21 protein-coding genes are annotated in these 17,344 nt (G+C 35.4%); 5 read left to right on the top strand and 16 right to left on the bottom strand.

Annotated features, from left to right (window positions below; genetic code table 11):
* Positions 1–8: 8 nt before the first annotated feature.
* The gene (locus tag K5S59_RS21915; protein ID WP_000508218.1) at positions 9–1,265 is read right to left on the bottom strand and encodes an MDR family MFS transporter; all 1,257 of its coding nucleotides are present in this window, start codon (positions 1,263–1,265) and stop codon (positions 9–11) included.
* A 106-nt stretch (positions 1,266–1,371) separates the two neighbouring features.
* Between K5S59_RS21915 and K5S59_RS21910 the strand changes: the two genes are divergently transcribed.
* Together K5S59_RS21910 and K5S59_RS21905 are read left to right on the top strand one after the other, a co-directional pair.
* The gene (locus tag K5S59_RS21910; protein WP_098873441.1) at positions 1,372–3,111 is read left to right on the top strand and encodes an SgrR family transcriptional regulator; all 1,740 of its coding nucleotides are present in this window, start codon (positions 1,372–1,374) and stop codon (positions 3,109–3,111) included.
* A 30-nt stretch (positions 3,112–3,141) separates the two neighbouring features.
* A complete protein-coding gene (locus K5S59_RS21905) occupies positions 3,142–3,660 on the top strand; it encodes a hypothetical protein (RefSeq protein ID WP_000831569.1) in 519 nt (172 codons plus the stop codon).
* Between the two features lie 44 nt (positions 3,661–3,704).
* Here the strand turns inward: K5S59_RS21905 and K5S59_RS21900 are convergent, their stop codons facing one another.
* A complete protein-coding gene (locus tag K5S59_RS21900) occupies positions 3,705–4,253 on the bottom strand; it encodes an NAD(P)H-dependent oxidoreductase (protein ID WP_000789198.1) in 549 nt (182 codons plus the stop codon).
* 19 nt (positions 4,254–4,272) lie between these two features.
* Entirely contained in the window at positions 4,273–4,812 is a 540-nt protein-coding gene (locus K5S59_RS21895) for an ester cyclase (RefSeq protein ID WP_212981889.1), read from the bottom strand.
* 170 nt (positions 4,813–4,982) lie between these two features.
* Here K5S59_RS21895 and K5S59_RS21890 point away from each other — a divergent pair, with 170 nt between their 5' ends.
* Positions 4,983–5,321, top strand: coding sequence for a winged helix-turn-helix transcriptional regulator (locus K5S59_RS21890; protein WP_001059466.1), 339 nt, complete (start codon positions 4,983–4,985; stop codon positions 5,319–5,321).
* A gap of 53 nt (positions 5,322–5,374) precedes the next feature.
* Here K5S59_RS21890 and K5S59_RS21885 read toward each other — a convergent pair whose 3' ends face one another.
* The 5 genes from K5S59_RS21885 to K5S59_RS21865 form a co-directional block, all read right to left on the bottom strand.
* Positions 5,375–6,577, bottom strand: coding sequence for an MFS transporter (locus K5S59_RS21885; protein ID WP_000742969.1), 1,203 nt, complete (start codon positions 6,575–6,577; stop codon positions 5,375–5,377).
* Between the two features lie 211 nt (positions 6,578–6,788).
* Positions 6,789–7,367: a TetR/AcrR family transcriptional regulator gene (locus K5S59_RS21880; protein WP_002070619.1), complete on the bottom strand. Its 579-nt coding sequence runs from the start codon at positions 7,365–7,367 to the stop codon at positions 6,789–6,791.
* 129 nt (positions 7,368–7,496) lie between these two features.
* Positions 7,497–7,811 carry a DMT family transporter gene (locus K5S59_RS21875; RefSeq protein WP_000539673.1) on the bottom strand — a complete coding sequence of 105 codons (315 nt, stop codon included), beginning with the start codon at positions 7,809–7,811 and terminating at the stop codon, positions 7,497–7,499.
* Positions 7,812–7,813: 2 nt separating this feature from the next.
* Complete coding sequence (locus K5S59_RS21870) at positions 7,814–8,158, bottom strand: DMT family transporter (RefSeq protein WP_000796012.1); 345 nt, start codon at positions 8,156–8,158, stop codon at positions 7,814–7,816.
* A 399-nt stretch (positions 8,159–8,557) separates the two neighbouring features.
* Positions 8,558–8,917 carry a MerR family transcriptional regulator gene (locus tag K5S59_RS21865; protein WP_098259441.1) on the bottom strand — a complete coding sequence of 120 codons (360 nt, stop codon included), beginning with the start codon at positions 8,915–8,917 and terminating at the stop codon, positions 8,558–8,560.
* A 137-nt stretch (positions 8,918–9,054) separates the two neighbouring features.
* Here K5S59_RS21865 and K5S59_RS21860 point away from each other — a divergent pair, with 137 nt between their 5' ends.
* A complete protein-coding gene (locus K5S59_RS21860) occupies positions 9,055–9,825 on the top strand; it encodes an SDR family NAD(P)-dependent oxidoreductase (RefSeq protein ID WP_000878094.1) in 771 nt (256 codons plus the stop codon).
* A gap of 66 nt (positions 9,826–9,891) precedes the next feature.
* On the opposite strand, the gene K5S59_RS21855 is transcribed toward K5S59_RS21860, so the two are convergent.
* Both K5S59_RS21855 and K5S59_RS21850 read right to left on the bottom strand, forming a co-directional pair.
* Entirely contained in the window at positions 9,892–10,347 is a 456-nt protein-coding gene (locus K5S59_RS21855; protein WP_000402253.1) for an N-acetyltransferase, read from the bottom strand.
* A 128-nt stretch (positions 10,348–10,475) separates the two neighbouring features.
* A complete protein-coding gene (locus K5S59_RS21850; protein ID WP_000446100.1) occupies positions 10,476–10,970 on the bottom strand; it encodes an Lrp/AsnC family transcriptional regulator in 495 nt (164 codons plus the stop codon).
* A gap of 204 nt (positions 10,971–11,174) precedes the next feature.
* Between K5S59_RS21850 and K5S59_RS21845 the strand changes: the two genes are divergently transcribed.
* Entirely contained in the window at positions 11,175–12,086 is a 912-nt protein-coding gene (locus K5S59_RS21845) for a DMT family transporter (RefSeq protein ID WP_001146282.1), read from the top strand.
* Between the two features lie 33 nt (positions 12,087–12,119).
* On the opposite strand, the gene K5S59_RS21840 is transcribed toward K5S59_RS21845, so the two are convergent.
* From K5S59_RS21840 to murQ, 6 genes are all read right to left on the bottom strand, one after another.
* Positions 12,120–12,602 (bottom strand): PRK06770 family protein, encoded by a 483-nt coding sequence (locus K5S59_RS21840; RefSeq protein ID WP_063263502.1) that lies wholly within the window; start codon positions 12,600–12,602, stop codon positions 12,120–12,122.
* A gap of 87 nt (positions 12,603–12,689) precedes the next feature.
* Positions 12,690–13,091, bottom strand: coding sequence for a nuclear transport factor 2 family protein (locus tag K5S59_RS21835; protein ID WP_120449529.1), 402 nt, complete (start codon positions 13,089–13,091; stop codon positions 12,690–12,692).
* A gap of 155 nt (positions 13,092–13,246) precedes the next feature.
* Positions 13,247–13,651: a DoxX family protein gene (locus tag K5S59_RS21830; protein WP_001077744.1), complete on the bottom strand. Its 405-nt coding sequence runs from the start codon at positions 13,649–13,651 to the stop codon at positions 13,247–13,249.
* A gap of 152 nt (positions 13,652–13,803) precedes the next feature.
* Entirely contained in the window at positions 13,804–14,877 is a 1,074-nt protein-coding gene (locus tag K5S59_RS21825; RefSeq protein ID WP_087985778.1) for a DUF871 domain-containing protein, read from the bottom strand.
* A 48-nt stretch (positions 14,878–14,925) separates the two neighbouring features.
* The gene (locus K5S59_RS21820) at positions 14,926–16,290 is read right to left on the bottom strand and encodes a PTS transporter subunit EIIC (protein ID WP_212982028.1); all 1,365 of its coding nucleotides are present in this window, start codon (positions 16,288–16,290) and stop codon (positions 14,926–14,928) included.
* Between the two features lie 24 nt (positions 16,291–16,314).
* Positions 16,315–17,199 carry an N-acetylmuramic acid 6-phosphate etherase gene (gene murQ, locus K5S59_RS21815; RefSeq protein ID WP_075312087.1) on the bottom strand — a complete coding sequence of 295 codons (885 nt, stop codon included), beginning with the start codon at positions 17,197–17,199 and terminating at the stop codon, positions 16,315–16,317.
* Between the last annotated feature and the right edge of the window lie 145 nt (positions 17,200–17,344).

Genomic DNA, 17,344 nt, shown 5'->3' with positions numbered 1-17,344 from the left:
ATATCGTTTTATCCAATCTGAGAAATCTCCCCCTCATACTTCTCTCTCCCAATCGCCTTCATAAATAATAAAATACTGCTCATACCAACGATAAAGTACAGAGCACTCATGCCCCAAGATGCAAGAAATGAACCTAGCATAACACCTAATGCCCCGTTCATTTTTGCCACTTGAAAGACCATTCCGTTAATCGCCATATATGAACCTCTCGCCTCATTTGGCACCATATCTGCCATAATAGATTGACGCACTGGCACATACATCATCTCGCCTACCGTTTGGAAAAGCCCTGCAATTAATAAAATCCACAAATTATTGCTCGTTCCGAGTATTGTAAATCCAATTGTATAAATGAATAAACCTACATATAAGATTTTCAAATCGTTGAAGCTTTTTAACATTTTAATAAGCAGAGCTGAACATAACACAACTAAAATTGTATTCTCTGCTGAAATCCAGCTCAGCATGCGAATACCTGTTAAATCAAACGTAAAACCATTCCCGAATAAAAAGTGCACTGTTTCAAATTCCTGCTGCAAACGTACTCCTAAATAATTATTAATTTGAAACTCTAAAGATAATGTACATATACTTGCTGCGCAAAAAATTAAAAACGTTCTATCTTTCATCACGGCTTTATAACTATCCGCCATATCTTTTAATACATTTTTCTTCTCTACTATTTTTCGTGCTACATACACTTCTTCCATATATACAGCCATCACATATAAAGTAATAACTGCAATAACTGTTAATCCGATAAACAATTGTAATCTATAGTTTTCAAATAGTAATCCGCCAAATATCACTCCAATTGCAATAGATAAATTAATCGCCCAGTAGTTAATGCTGTACATCACTTTTCGATTTTCAGGTGTACTCACATCGATTAACATCGCTTCCGTCGCTGGATTCATAAGTCCAGACCCTAAACTATTCACTAACATAAACACAAATGTTAGCCACGGTGAATCTACATAATCCGAATTTGCAACTCCCATACAAGCAATGGAAATGACTTGTATACTTTGACCGATAATCATCACCTTTTTACGACCGAGCCGATCCCCAACATATCCACCGTATAGACCAATTACTAACGAAGCTATGACATTAATAAGTAGTAACGCACCAGCAATCGCACTACCTAACTTTATTGAAAAATAAATCGCCATAAATGGAAAAATCATCGTGGACACAGTACGTGTTAAAAAAGAAGTTATAATTCTAATTTTTATATTTCGATGCATACTCCAAAATCCCATTGTTTCCCCCTCCTTATGCTTACTTATTTTACTTTGAAAAAAAGGAAGAAAAAGGTTAGAATATTCTAAAGAGTTTCCCCTTTTATAGATAGAAGGAAGTGTATATATGAAAATTATGGACTATTACATTAGACTAAGACTACATGCACAAGATCAACAACATATGCGAAATAGCTTACAAGAATTAGCGGATGTTTTATATTGCAGTACGAAAAACGTAAAGATTTTATTAAAGAAAATGAGCGAGGAGCAATTAATTAGCTGGACTCCAGGGCGAGGCCGCGGGAATAAAACAGAAATCCTATTTATACATAATTTCGTAGAAGCGATTGAGTCCTATACAGATGAACTGTTAGCGCAAGAAAAATTAAAAGATATCTTTCTTCTTTTAAAAGAACCCCTACCCCTTGCACTTCAAAAAAAGATAGAAAATAAACTACATCATCATTTTGGATACGAACCTTCAAATGATATGTACGACATATTAAAGATTCCTATATCGAGAAAGATATTCCCATTAGATCCGGCTTTTGTGGCTGTAACTACAGAGAGCCATCTTACGAGTCAAATTTTTGATACGTTAGTCGTTTATAACGATGTTACTGAAAAAATGGAACCACACATCGCGCATACGTGGGAATTAAGTGAAGACGGGCTTACGTGGACTTTTTATTTACGAAAGGATGTATATTTTCATAACGAAACAGTTTTAACTTCTAAAGATGTACAATTTTCTTTTGAAAGACTAAAAGAAGTTCACTCTCCTTTCGAATGGTTAACAGAAGAAATTGTTCAAATTGAAACGCCATCACCACTGCAAATTCGATTTCATTTAGCAAAACCAAATTTATTTTTCTTACACTATGTAAGTTCCATGCAACTAGCAATCTTGCCGCGTGATGCTAATATTCAAGATCATCATTATATAGGTACTGGACCTTTCAAACTTGCTCATTACTCTGAAGACAATATCGTACTCGAAGCCTTCACCCATTATTTTAAAGAACGCGCATTATTAGACCGCATTGAATTTTGGGGTATTCCTGATCATGTGCAAATAGATGCTGATTATGAACTACCAAATGAAGAAGAGAATGAAAGGCATGATATACAAATAGAAGAAATAGGGTGTATTTATGCTAGCTTCAACTTTACAAAACCTGGTCCTCATCACGACATGTACTTTCGAAAAGCTTGGAGAGAACTATATGACGTTGAAACGATAATTCGTAGCATAGAGGGTAGACGGACAATTGCTGCATCAAGCTTTTTCCCTGAAAGAAGCCGCAAAGCTACTAAAAGGTCCTACTCTTTAGAAAAAGCGAAAGAGTATTTAAAAAAGAGCACCTATAATGGCGAAACGATACATATTTACTTCTTCGCATTTAAAGATAGTGCAAATGACGCACATTTCCTAAAGGAACGTTGCGAACAATTAGGAGTACACGTAGAACTTCATCCATTTCTCGTTTCAGATTATATGGATCATTCTATTGATAAACACGCCGATATTATTTTCATGGGAGAAGTGTTTGCTGCCGATCATGAACTTGCATTCTTAAATGTATTTAAAAATAAAAGTTGCTTCGTAAATAGGTTCATGGACCCGCACTATGAAAACCAAATTAACTGTTTACTTGATACCTTTTTATTAGAAGAAAATAAAGAAAAACGCTATGAGCTCATGTATGAGATCGAAGAATTTGTACAAGCAGAACACATCATTTTATTTAACTATCACGTTTTAAAAAGAAAAACATATCCCTCTTCCTTAAAAAATGTAACAATTGATTCATTCGGCTGGGCAAATTTTGCGAAGTTATGGATACAGCCATCCATGTCTTAAAATGTGAGTCGTTATAAAAGGAGAAGAAACATGAAACGCACGCTAGAAAAAAGACTTTCTTATCTATACACAGGTGAGTTATTTTCAATCATTACTTTTATTTTCACAAGTTACTTACTTAATTATGCTTATCCTACGTTACATTTATATTCCCTATATTCTTTTTGGGTCTCATTTCTTCTTTTAGAGTTTATCTTATTACAAGGAGTAATTTACTGGTACGTAAAATGGAAACGAATAAAAAAAGAGAAAACATCTGTTACCCCTATTAGGGTGGTTCAATATTTAAAAATACTTCAAAAGATAAATATAGCATTCATTATCACAGGATTTATTACGTTTACTATTGATTTTATAATTTGGTATCCACACTTACCTTTAGGCGGGCTATCATTCACTCTATTTATTTATATTTTTGCATTACTTGAGTACATTAACTATTATCATACTCAACTTTCATACGATAACATCTCTGATATTAAGCATTTAATCAAATCAAAAAAACTAAAACAGTCCTGTATAAATAAAGATTTTCAACGTATTTCATGATAGAGAAGGTACTACATCCTTAGTAGTACCTTCTTCACATACTATTATTTAATTACTCCATCTAAGTGATCTTTCAAGTTCAATACATATTGCTCAATATTCGGATGCTTCACCACATCATAACAAGCAAAGCTCTTTAACGGACTCATGCCAAGAAACTTTTGCACGCGGTGTAAATGGCTAAGCGTTGACTCTAAACTTTCCCCTTCAAAGAACTTCGTCTTATCTCCAAATGCCTTTTCAGGTGCATTCCAAGTTGTAGAAAACATATACTGCTTCTCTTTTAATAAACCACCTGTTCCATATTCATCAGCACCCTTAAAGAACAAACCGTATTCATATACTTCATCCATATACGTTTTAAATAACCCAGGTACACTAAACCAGTAAATTGGCGTTTGATAAATCACAACATCCGCCCATAAAAACTTCTCTTGTTCTTCTTTAATACTATAGCCATCTTGAATCGTTGTTGTTTTCACATGATGCTTCTCACTTAATACCGTTACCATATAATCAACTAACGTTCTATTTAATCGTCCTTCTTTCGTACCGTATTTTTCATGTCCATTTATAATAAATATATTTTTCATCACTTTTCTCTCCCTTATTTTATTCCTCGGCTATTAACCCAAGTTGTTGTTTTAGCGTAAGATTACCTTCTAAATGCCAGTCTTCCGTTATCTTTCCGTCTTTCACATGTAAAATATCGATTGCAAAAAAATTGATTTTCTTATCCTTATGCGTTCCTGTAAAAGAAAGACGAGCTGTTACTTTATCACCGACGACTAATAAATCTTCAATCTCGCAATGTATATTAGGAACGACTTTACGAAAATTTTGTGCCGCAAACTTTAATCCTTCAGTGCCTTGTGGTCGCCCTTTCGGCAATGTATTATCGGAAAAATCTTCAGAAACAGTTTGCAGAATAAGTTCCTCCTTACCTGTATCCCAAAATGCATAAAAACGCTGCGCTGCATGAACCATTTCGGTCGCTTCCTTTTTACTTAGTGAGGGATCAATTGTCATTGCTTTTGGCTTTGGCATTTCTTTTAATAACTGGATTTCCGTTTTTTGTTCCCCGCTACATGCTACAAGTACAATACAAACAACAAACAAACTAAGGAATCCAAACAACTTTTTTATCCCCATGAAAATCACCTCCTCCTTCATACAAACCCTTTGTATTTCGTATTGCTATTGTATATGCACTAACTTCCTTTATGGAAGTAGTGATATTTTTTTCATATAGTTACCAAAAGTATAGTTTTGTGATACTATAAAGCAGATTCATCAAAAAAATTTTTATGGAGGCTATTTCCATGAACAATATAGATCCAGTTGAATTAACGAAAGGTTTACCAGGCATACCTTGTCCTATCGCTAAAACCCTTGATGTAATTCGTACAAAATGGACGTTTTTAATCATTCGCGACCTTCTTATCGAAGGAACATTACGCTTTAGTGATTTACAAAAATCAATGGACGGGATTAGTCCGAAAACATTATCACTTCGCCTAAAAGAATTGGAAGCACAAGGGATTATAACGCGAAAAGTATATCCAGAAGTTCCGCCTCGCGTAGAGTACACGTTAACGGATAAAGGAAAGCAATTAGAGGGGATATTTATTGAATTAAAGCGTTTTGGATTAAGTTTATAAACGAAAAGCCCCTTACCATAAAAATAGTAAGAGGCTTTTCGTTATTCACTACATTACTTCGCAAAACTTTGAGCTAGCTGTTTCTCTCTCCACATAAATGTAATGCCGAGACCAACTATTAAAACAACTCCTGAAAATGCATATGGATAATGAATATTCATATCAAATAATATTCCGCCCATCGCTGGTCCTGCTATATTTCCTAAACTCGTATAAGTCGAGTTCATACCAGCAACGAATCCTTGCTCTTTTCCAGCTGCTTTTGATAAAAACGTCGTTAAAGCTGGACGAAGCAAATCAAATGCAAGGAAAATAAAGCAAGTAACGAGAAGTACAATCCAATAATTAAAGACTACAGTTGAAACGAAAGCTAATACTGCACCTACAATTAAACATATTTGAATTAACACTTTTTCCCCGAACATATCAACCAATTTACCAAACATAAATACTTGCACAACTACCCCAAAGATGGAGCTAATCGTAATAATTGCCGCAATATCTTTCGGCGTAAATCCAAACTTATGATCAGAAAATAGACTAAACACAGTTTCATACGCCGATAATCCAAATGCGAGTACAAATACGATAATAAATGCAATTGCATACATTGGATGTAATGATTTCTTTAAATCACCAATAAAACTTGATTCTTTCGTGTTAGCAGAAATCTCTGCAAGTTCTTCTTTCGTTAACGGTTCTTTTAAAATAAAGATCGAAATTACACATGCTATAAAAGCAATTGCTGCTGCAACGAAAAACGGCACACGTATTCCGTATTCTGCAATAAATCCGCCAATTCCAGGCCCTATAATAAATCCAGTACTAATTGCGGCAGATAAATATCCCATCGCCTTTGGACGTTCTTGCATAGAGGTAATATCCGCAACATATGCCGTAACACCAGGCATAATAAACGCAGCACTAATTCCGCCTAACACCCGTGCTACATAAAGCATCCACACATCTTTTCCTAATCCGAAAAGAAGTTCTGAAACACCAAAAATAAATAATCCAATGATGATCATTTTCTTCCTGCCGTAAAGATCAACCCACCGGCCTGTAATAGGTGACGTAATAAGCTGAGCCATTGCAAACACTGCAACGAGATAACCCATCGTCTTCCCTGTTAAACTCATGTCATTCATAAAGGACGGCATAACCGGAATGATTAATCCAATCCCTAAAAAAGCGATAAATATATTACTCAAAAGAATGACCAATACCATCTTTTGTTCTTTTATCGGTTTCTTCACTTTTTAACACCTCTTCCCGTAAGTTCCTCAAAAAAATAATGCCCAAGAAGCTTTTTCTTTATCCTGCTATTTGTGGGCTAATCATGAGTAGAGATGCCTCCACTCATTAGAATTTCACACTATCCTTCCACACATACATAAGCATTAGGTGAATGACTATCATTCATTTTCCCTCAAAAATGAACCTACCTTTTCAGACAGGTTCATCTTACTATTTCTTTATATGTAGTGCATGTGTTAAAAAATCTAGTACTTCTGCCTTTTGTAGCTCGACTTGCTCTTCATCTTTATGATCATATAAATAAACTTGTTCCGCTGCTGATTCAACTAGAGCGATAAATAACTTCGCTGTTCGCTCTGCGTGAACCGAATCACGAATTTCACCAGCTTCTTTCGCCTCATTTAAAAATTCACTTAGCCACATATAAAGAGGCTCATACACAGCTTCCCATTCTTTTATATGTTCTGTAGATGCAAGACCCGCATACATTAAAGCTTGTATTTCACGATATTCCGCTATAAAGTGAAACACCGCATCTATTACTTGCGTCACTTTACTTGAGAAAGGTGCATCGTTTTGCACTTTTTCTTTCACTGCAAGTATCATCTTTTCAACCATCACTTCTGCTATTGCAGGCATAACAGATAACTTAGAAGGAAAATATAAATAGAAAGTTCCTTGTGCAATGCCAGCTAATTTTACGATATCAGAAATCTTCGTTTTTTCAACGCCCTTTTCCTGAAACACTTCAATAGCTGCATAGACAATTTTCTCTTTTTTATTCATCATCTAAACCCTTTCAAACGCGTATTGAATGACTGTCACTCATTTTATAAAATAACTAGCTGTACTGTCAATTATCGTGCACTTTTTATAACAAAAATCTCCTAACGACTTGTTAGGAGATACAGCATATTTTTACGAAAGAGCCTTTAATCCTGTCACTCCGCATACAATAAGAGCCACACTAATGATACGTGCTTTATTTTTCGACTCACCAAACAGGAACATGTTTAATAAAACGGCACCTGCTGTTCCAATACCAATCCAAACCGCATACGCGACACTTACTTGTAAAAATAAGAAAGATGTATACAAGAATGCAAAGGATGTAGCAAACCCGCCTATATAAAGCGCACCATTTGCTAACGTTTTATCTTTACTATACATTTTTAGACCGATCACACCGACTATTTCACTAATTGCAGCACAAAATACGAAAAACCAACCCATCTTTAAGCAGCTCCTTCCACAGTTTCTTCTTTATTATCAGCTAGCTTTAAACCGATAACGCCAGCTACAACCATTGCGATAAAGAATAATTTCCCTACACTGAAACTTCCGCCGAAAAGGAATACATCCATTAAGAAAGTACCTACCGTACCAGCTCCGGCAAAGATAGCATATACAGTTCCTGTCGCAAGATGTTCACACGCTTTAGAAAGAAAGTGAAAATCAACAGCGATAACTCCTAAAATAATAATCCAATGCCACCAAGTATCGGCCGTATTAAAACCAAATACCCAAAAAATTTCAAAGATACATGTTAATATGACATATAACCAAGCTCTATTTTTCATACCTCTCACCTCTTATGACTGACTATCAGTCATTTTTGTTTTAAAAAATATTCTCTTTCACCACTACTATATATAAAACAACTATCATCCTCATTTACCATTATATTTGTTCCATTTCCAAGCTAATTGTATCCACTCATCGAAAATGACTGAATGTCATTCATGAATATTGTACATGAATATTTTAAAAGCTGTCAATGCCGAAAGTTTATTTAAAATTTATTTCATCCGATTTGTATATTTCCTAATAATCTGTTAATACTGCTAGTAACATAATATTTTCTCCACTCCCCCTTGGAGAGATCCCTTTAATAGAGCAGTTAGCGTTTGCTAACTGCTCTTTTTTATTTGCCAACACACTGTGAGATTAAATCCATTTTTATCATATATATATATTTTCTATTTATTTTCCAAAGAGGCTTTGTATGCAATAATTTTATTCTCCAGCATCTTTTCTGTAATGACTAAGTTGTCTCTTTGCATCTGAATAGATTCCCTATGATCTTCTAGGAGCTGTAAGCGAGCTTCCGTTGTATGCTCCCCTTCTAAATATAACCTAGCGTATTCTCTTATTTTCGCTATCGGCATTTGCGTTTGTTTTAATTTCATGACAAACTGCAACCACTTTATATGTGACTCTTCATACATTCGATTCCCATTTGTATCGCGATTTGCAATTAATATATTTTCCTTTTCATAATAACGTAGTGTATGTGTACTCACTCCTATTAATTTAGCCACCTCGCTAATTGTATACATACTCTCACTCCCTCCACATGCTTATCCTCATATATTTTATAGCCTTATCAAATTAATAAAAAACATTTGACTTAGAGTATACTCTAACAAATAAAATCTAACCATAATACATTTATTTGAACTTAGGGGGATTTTATATGAAATACACTGTTATTACTGGCGCTAGTTCTGGAATTGGCTATGAATCGGCTTTAGCCTTTGCATCTCGTGGAAAGAACTTAATACTTGTCGCTCGAAGACAAGAAGAATTAGACGGATTAAAATTAAAAATTAACGAAATGAATCCAGAATTAGATGTTGTTATTCGAAGAACTGATTTATCTATCACGGAGAATGTTTATAAGCTTTATGAAAGCCTACAAGCCTTTCAAATTGAAACGTGGATTAACAACGCAGGGTTTGGTAATTTCGCCTCAATTGCTGAACAAAATTTAAATAAAATTGAAACGATGTTACATGTAAATATAGAAGCACTAACAATACTCTCTTCTCTTTTCGTTCGAGATTATTCAATGGTTGATGGCACACAACTTATTAACGTTTCATCAGGCGGTGGATACACAATTGTTGCTGATGCTGTTACGTATTGCGCTACGAAATTCTATGTAAGTGCATTTACAGAAGGTTTATCTCATGAATTGAAAGAACAAGGTGCAAAACTGCAAGCAAAGATTTTAGCACCTGGTGCAACTGAAACAGAATTTGCAAAACGTTCATTTGATATTGATGAATTCCAATACGATACTGTTGTACCGAAATTCCACACTGCAAAACAAATGGCACAATTTATGCTTGATCTTTACGACAGTGATAAAGTTGTAGGGCTTGTCGATGGTTTTACTTATAACTATGAGCTTAAAAATCCCATTTTTAATTTCGCAGTAAGAAAAACGAATTCAAGTTCTTAATTTCCCTAAAATATAGAATCCCACTATTACGTAAATAATAGTGGGACTTTTTTCTCTCTGAAAATTTCACCCGACATACCGAATCATCGCCACCTCATCACAATAATCAACCTTTGGACAATGTCTACAATCAATCCATACTTTCTCTGGTAACGCCTCTCTATTCACAAAATCAAACCCGCACTTTTGAAAAAATTCCGTTTCATATGTTAAAGAAATGACTCTACTCACTTTTATTTTTGCTGCCTCATTTATTACATGGTTCACTAGCATACGCCCGATTCCCTTCCCTGCATATGTATGCGAAACGACTAATGACCGAACTTCTGCAAGATCCTCCCCTAACACATGTAAACCAGCAACTCCAACAATTTCTTCCCCTTCTTTCATAACATATAAACATTGTAAATATTGATAGAGAGACAAAAGCGAACGCGGTAAAACAACTCCCTCTTTTGCATAAGTTTCAATGAGACTATAAATTTCTTTCACATCACTCGTAACCGCATTAAAGATCTCCATATTTTATCCCCTTGCCCCTGATATTAATATTTATAAACCTAAATGAATTTTAATTCATAATTTTATATAATGATACATCTCTCTTTTCTCCCCGTCAATCACTTTATACAAACAAAAAACCGAGCAATCTAATCGATGCTTGGTTCTTCATTTCGTATCGGTAATACTGTCGAATATTTAATTTCACGAAGTGCTAAACTCGTCTGTATCCTTGTAATTCCAAGCTTATTCAGCTTTCTAATAAACTGCTCCAGCTCTTTACGATCACGATTTGCAACCTTTAATAAATAATCATATTCTCCTGTTAAGCAGTGACACTCTAACACTTCTGGCATCGCTTCTAATTCTTTTTCCAACACGTCAAGTTTATCCGATTGATGAATATTTGTACTCATAAAAATGAAGCATAACAAATCAAAACCAAGCTTTTCTTGATTTAAAATAGCTACTTGCTTATCAATGAACCCTTCTCCATCTAATCTTTTTATTCTCGCATGCATCGCAGCTGGTGATAAATTAACGCGTCTCGCAAGCTCTGCATTACTTACTTGAGACTCCTTCTGCAATATATCTAAAATTTGTACGTCTAAATCATCTAACACTTTAATAACTGACGACTCCATCAAAATTCCCCCTTTTTATTACCGATGATTATTCGAAAAAACACATTATATTCTATATAAAACTGAATATCTTTCCGTAAATATTATCCAAAACAAAATATCTTATCGACTTTTTCCCATTATACAAAAGAATATATTACATAATAAAGAAAAATGCTAAAATTATTTACAATTCACATTGATTACAACAAAGGGGATTTTAATATGCCTTATTTTTATGTCTTTTTACTATTACTAACGAGCTTATTATGGGGAGGAAATTTCGTCGTTGGAAAATCGCTCGTTGATCACGCGTCTCCGATGACACTTACAAGTTTAAGATGGATGATTGCGATTGTTTGTTTATTACCGATGGTTTGGTTTAAAGAAAAGAAAATTATTCCACCTCGTGCTGCAATACTTCCGTTACTACTAATGGGGATTTCAGGGGTCGCTCTTTTTAACATCTTTCAATTTCTAGCACTAGAAAAAACATCCGCAACGAATGTAGGGCTTATTTCTACATTAAATGCAATTTCAATTGCACTATTTTCAGTATTATTTCTAAAAGAAAAAGTAAATACACTTCAAATTCTATCCATGATTCTTTCATTCTTTGGGGTTATTCTTGTCCTATTAAAAGGTAACTTTTCACTTTTATTTTCACTACATTTTAATAGCGGCGATTTATGGATGCTTGCGGCTGTTTGTATTTGGGGCATGTATTCTGTTTGTAGTAAATGGGCAACAAAAACAACTACACCACTCATGGCAACATTATACTCTGGTATTTTCGGTGTTATTTTATTACTGCCATTTAACATTGGGAGCTTCACTGTTACAAATATAAATACTTCCTTCATCACATCCCTTTTATATACAGGGCTTATTTCAACAGTTCTTTGTATGGTGTTTTGGAATATTGGCGTGCAAAAATTAGGAGCTACGACATCCGGTATTTTTCTAAACTTCAATCCAATTTTCACAGCTATTTTAGCATTTCTTTTCCTCGGAGAAGAACTAACGTGGATACAAATTTTCGGGACAATGATCGTTGTGACGGGATGTTATTTATTTTCTCATTTCAAAACAGTTACTGTTCAGCCAACTAGGGCTTTAATGCGGAAACATTCTTAACAAAAAAATATCGCCACCAAAGTGGCGATATTTTTATTTACCTTTCATTTCTTTTACATACTGTTTTTCTTCTTCTGGCGATAAACGTTCTGTTGCCTTTCCAGTATCACCACCTTGAATTTCCCACAAAAAGTTATGCTCCTCAACCGTTTGTGAAAAATCCCCTTTCTCCCAGCGCTCTAAAGTGGCAAGTAACTTTGATTTATATTTAAAATTTGTACTACTTTCTACTGCCTTCTTGGCACTAACAATTTCCTTATTTGTCATTTCAATAAATCCCCATTTTTCAGAGGATTTTACTTTTTGATGTACCATCCTATGCATGGTAGAAATAATTTCATCCTCACTAAATTGTGGCTTCTCTTCCGCAACTTTCTTGTCCTGTTGGCTCATCACTTTTTGTGTTTTAAGACTCTTCTCCTCTTCCTCTATATAATTAAGAAGTTTAGTAACACCGAATACAGCTCCTATCGCAATTACAATCATTGTAATTGCCCCTATTATCCATTTTTTCATATTATGTACTCCCCATTCCCCTAATAATCACATAAACAAATGGAATCGCCTGCGCACAGTCGATTCCATTTGTTTCCTTATTTTATTTTAAACCTTCATCGCTTCTCGTACAATATAACTATCCACATATTGCTTGAATTTTATGATTTTTCCTTTTTCCAGTTGCCATACGTGAATAAAATCTGCTTCAAATGATTTTCCCGTTTCTTTATAAACTCCTGAATAAACACCTTCAGCAATAATTACATCTTTTCCGTTTACTTCATGGTACATATTTACACTCGCTTTATAATCATCCCATTGTGATCCTAATCGGCTAAATACATTTTTCATTATTGCTTCTACACCTATATAAGTTCCCCCGTATGGGAATCCTTCTGCCTCTGTCCATTCTACTTTTTCAGAGAGGGCTTCTGCTAAATGTTTTGCATTCGAAGAAGCTGATCCTTCATATGTACTTCGAATAATTTCTAAATTTGATTTAGGCATGTTACTTCCTCCCATTCTGTTTATTTTTTACACAAGATGTAACCATTTTCGTTACATCTTGTGTAAAAAAATATTTAATTTGTTTTATTCTTAATCTACACGTTGTAATCATTATAGTTACAATAATGATCCAAGTCAACAATTTATAAATAAGTTTACTTCGTTTTCATTACTTTCTCTTTTAAGAAACGATCTACATACCCTTCTGCTTTTACAACGAATAAATACGCACCCATTGCTAGTAATGCAAGATCTAATTCATATCCTGGATTCTTTCCATCTCCTAATAAACCTGCTGCTCCATTTACCTTTACGATAGCTCCAGCTAAAATAAGTGCAAATAACAATCCTACATATTTTACGCCTAAACCGATAATTAATAATATACCACCAACTAATTCTACAGTTGCTACGCCGTATGCCAGACCACCTGGTAAGCCGATGCTTGTAAACCATCCTGCTACGTTATCGATACCTGATTGAAACTTCGCTAAACCGTGCGCGAAGAATGTCACTCCTAACACGATGCGAATAATTAAATTCCCAATATATTGGTTCATTTTGAACTCTCCTTTTTGTTTTGTTATGGTGAACTTTTATTTACAAGTCAAAACAATACGGTATTTCATTTCATTCGTCAAATACTTTTTTAAAGAAAACAAAAAACATTATCCCATTTACGGATAATGTTTTCTTACAAAATAGCGCTAATTCAAGCTTTTACTCTATCGCACAAAAAAAGTTGAAACATTTTTCCAGCACCAACATACGGCAATAAAGACAAGTCCTCTTCTACAACCATTCCAACAACATTCACTTTCTCATCTATAGGCAAATCATGTTTGGCAACCTGCATCTCTCCAGCATATCTACCATACAATTCGTTATCAATTGTAATGCTACCTTTCTTTCTTACAATGGTATGCATCGGCTGTACAACCACCTTGTTTTCTTCTCGCGATTCTACAGAACGAATGACATCACGAGCTGGATCTAGTCTATTTGTATGCACTTGTTCTACCATTTCTAATACTTCTCTTTCCTTGATTAATGGCTCATACCGCAGTGGAATAATTCCTCTACTCGCACTCGCTATCTCTTGTACGCTTTCTACACTTCCGCTTATATCCCCGATTAACACCTTATCGACACCACAATCGTGTACAAGTTCTAAGTACGCTTCAAGCGGGCGCATATGGCGGTGCTTTTCTAACGTTGGTAAGCCTTCATATAGCGGACCACGTTTTTCCCCATCTCCTGGAATGAATGCCATCGTTTTTATTCCGCACTCATGTAAGTATTCGTTTTGTTTTTGTAAAAAGAACTTTGCTAGTCCTGTTTCTGGGCGCGGATAAAAATTATGCCACGCTTCTACATTCTCTACCTTGATATTTTCTATGATTAACTCTTTCCAAAATGATTCTGTAATCGTACTCGCATTTAAAGCTACTTTCATTTTATGGGATACGCGTGCAATTTCTTTTGGCGTGATGCCATAGTCCATTCGTAAACCAGTAATACCCCAGTTTACTAACTCTTCCACATTTTCATACGTCATTCCTAAATGGTGTAACGACTTTGGAGAAACATCAACCATTAATTCCATTTCATTTTCGAGAGCTTGCTTCCCAAGTATTTGAATTAACTCTTTATACGTACCAGGGTCATCTTCAGGAATATGCAATGATGTAAAAATAGATGTAAATCCGTTTTCCTTCGCTACTTTTAACCACTCTTCTTGTTTCTTTACTCGTTCTTTTGCAAGATAAATTGAAACTCCTATCATATGAATCTCCCTTTCTATGAATAGAAAAAGAGAAAGGAATCCCTTTCTCTATATGTTTTCTGCCATTTCTTCTTTAAATCCGAAGAAGTACGTAAAGATAAATCCGAACGTATATGCCACCACTAATCCAAGGAAATATAATAAATATTTATTATCAGCAATTAACGGAATTAATGATAATCCTGATACGCCAATTCCGAGTGCGGCTGTTTTCATAACTGCTTGGAATGCACCGCCAACTGCTGCTCCTAAACAAGCTGTAAGAAACGGTTTCCCAAGTGGTAATGTAACCCCGTATAATAACGGTTCGCCAATTCCTAAAAATCCAACTGGTAATGCACCTTTAATTACGTTACGAAGTCGTTTGTTTTTTGTTTTTACATAGATTGCAATCGCTGCCCCTACTTGCCCAGCTCCAGCCATTGCTAGTACTGGTAATAAAGGCGTTACGTGCGTTTGATTAATAAACTCCATATGAATTGGTGTTAAACCATGGTGTAATCCGACCATAACGAGCGGTAAAAATGTTCCAGCAAGCACTGCTCCCGCAAACGCTCCGCCAATACTTAAAATCACATTAATTCCGCTTGTAATTCCTTCAGATAAAAAACCTGCTACCGGCTGAATCGCTAACATCGTTACGATACTTACGACTAACACAGTAATAAGCGGCGTTACAATAATATCAACTGCATTTGGCACTGCTTTTCGAACTTGTCTTTCCACTACAACCATAAGCCATGCTGCAAAAATTACTGCAAATAGTCCGCCCCGTCCGGGTACGAGCGCTTCACCGAATAATTTCACATTCGCCATCGCTGGGTTAAAAATTAAAATACCAGCAATTGCCCCAAGAACTGGTGTCCCGCCAAATTCTTTCGCTGTATTCCAGCCGACTAAAATTCCTAAGAATGTAAAGATACCGCCGCCAATGAGTAGTAGCATTTGTAGCCACGTTGCATTCGGATCAGCACCTGCGTTTTTCGCAAAGTTAGCAACCCCGTTTATAATACCTGACGCAACAAGACCTGGAATTAACGGAATGAAAATACTTCCTATTTTTCTTAAAAAGTTTTTCACTGGTGTATTATTTTTCTTCTTAATCTCTGACTTCATTTCTTGCCCAAGATCTTCAAGGTGATGATCTGCCACCTCACCAATTCGCAGTCCCGTTAAACCTTCCATTTCAGCTGCTACTTTATTTACTGTCCCTGGGCCAACAACAACTTGAAGCGTCTCATCTTCAATAACGCCCATAACCCCTTCAACCTTTTTCAAAAGATCCATGTTCACTTTACTTTCATCATGAAGCGTTAATCGCAGTCTCGTCATACAATGAGCAATGCCACGAATATTTTTTACTCCCCCAAGTTTCTCTGAAATCTCTTTGGCCATTCTCTCTTCTTTCTTCATAATAGAATCCCCCTCCCTATTATTTTATAGTGCCTTCTTCACAAACCCTTTCGCTTCTTTTAACTTTTCCAGTGCTTCCCCATACTCACACTGCAATAACACCATAACAATCGCAGCTTTCACATTACGTTCTGCTTTTTCATAACACTCTGCTGCTACTTCATAACTAACCCCTGTTGCTTCCACAATAATTCGTTTTGATCGTTCTACTAACTTTTCATTTGTAGATTGAACATCTACCATTAAGTTTTTATATACTTTCCCAACACCAATCATAGAAGCTGTTGAAATCATATTAAGTACTAATTTTTGTGCTGTACCAGCCTTCAAACGCGTTGAGCCTGTTAAAATTTCTGCGCCTGTTTCTACTTCCACATTTAGTTTTGCATATTTACTTATTTCAGCATTTTTATTACAAGAAATACTCGCCGTGCTCGCTCCCACGCTAGCCGCGTACTTCAAACCTCCAATTACATAAGGAGTTCGACCACTTGCCGCAATTCCAATCACTGTATCTTTCTCATTTAATCCAATACTCTTTAAATCTTCTTCTGCTAACTCTTCGCGGTCTTCGGCACCTTCCACCGCCTTAGTAAACGCTTTCAATCCACCTGCTATAAATCCTTGCACCATTTTATCATCTGTTCCAAATGTCGGCGGACATTCCACTGCGTCCAAAATACCTAAACGACCACTCGTACCAGCCCCAATGTAAATTAATCGGCCCTCATCTTCAAAGGATTTAATGACAATCTGTACAACCTTTTCAATTTCTTCTATTTCATTTTCAACTGCTAACGCAACAGTTCGATCTTCTTCATTCATACTTTGCAAAACTTCTTTTATGCTCATCTCATCTAAATTCATCGTCTTCTCATTCCGATGTTCTGTCGATAAATTTTCTAACATATTATCACCTGCTTTGAAATTTAATTTCATACTTTCATTATAACTTCAAGAAATTTAAAATCAATATTACTTTATTATTTTATGAAATTTTATTTCTTTTCATGACAAATTTATCCCACTTTAACTGGCAGTAAGACCCCCACCT

Source organism: Bacillus sp. BML-BC051, assembly GCF_019656175.1.
Taxonomy (GTDB): domain Bacteria; phylum Bacillota; class Bacilli; order Bacillales; family Bacillaceae_G; genus Bacillus_A; species Bacillus_A mobilis.
Note: the sequence above shows the minus strand (reverse complement) of the source record. Positions and strands in the feature narration are given on the sequence as shown.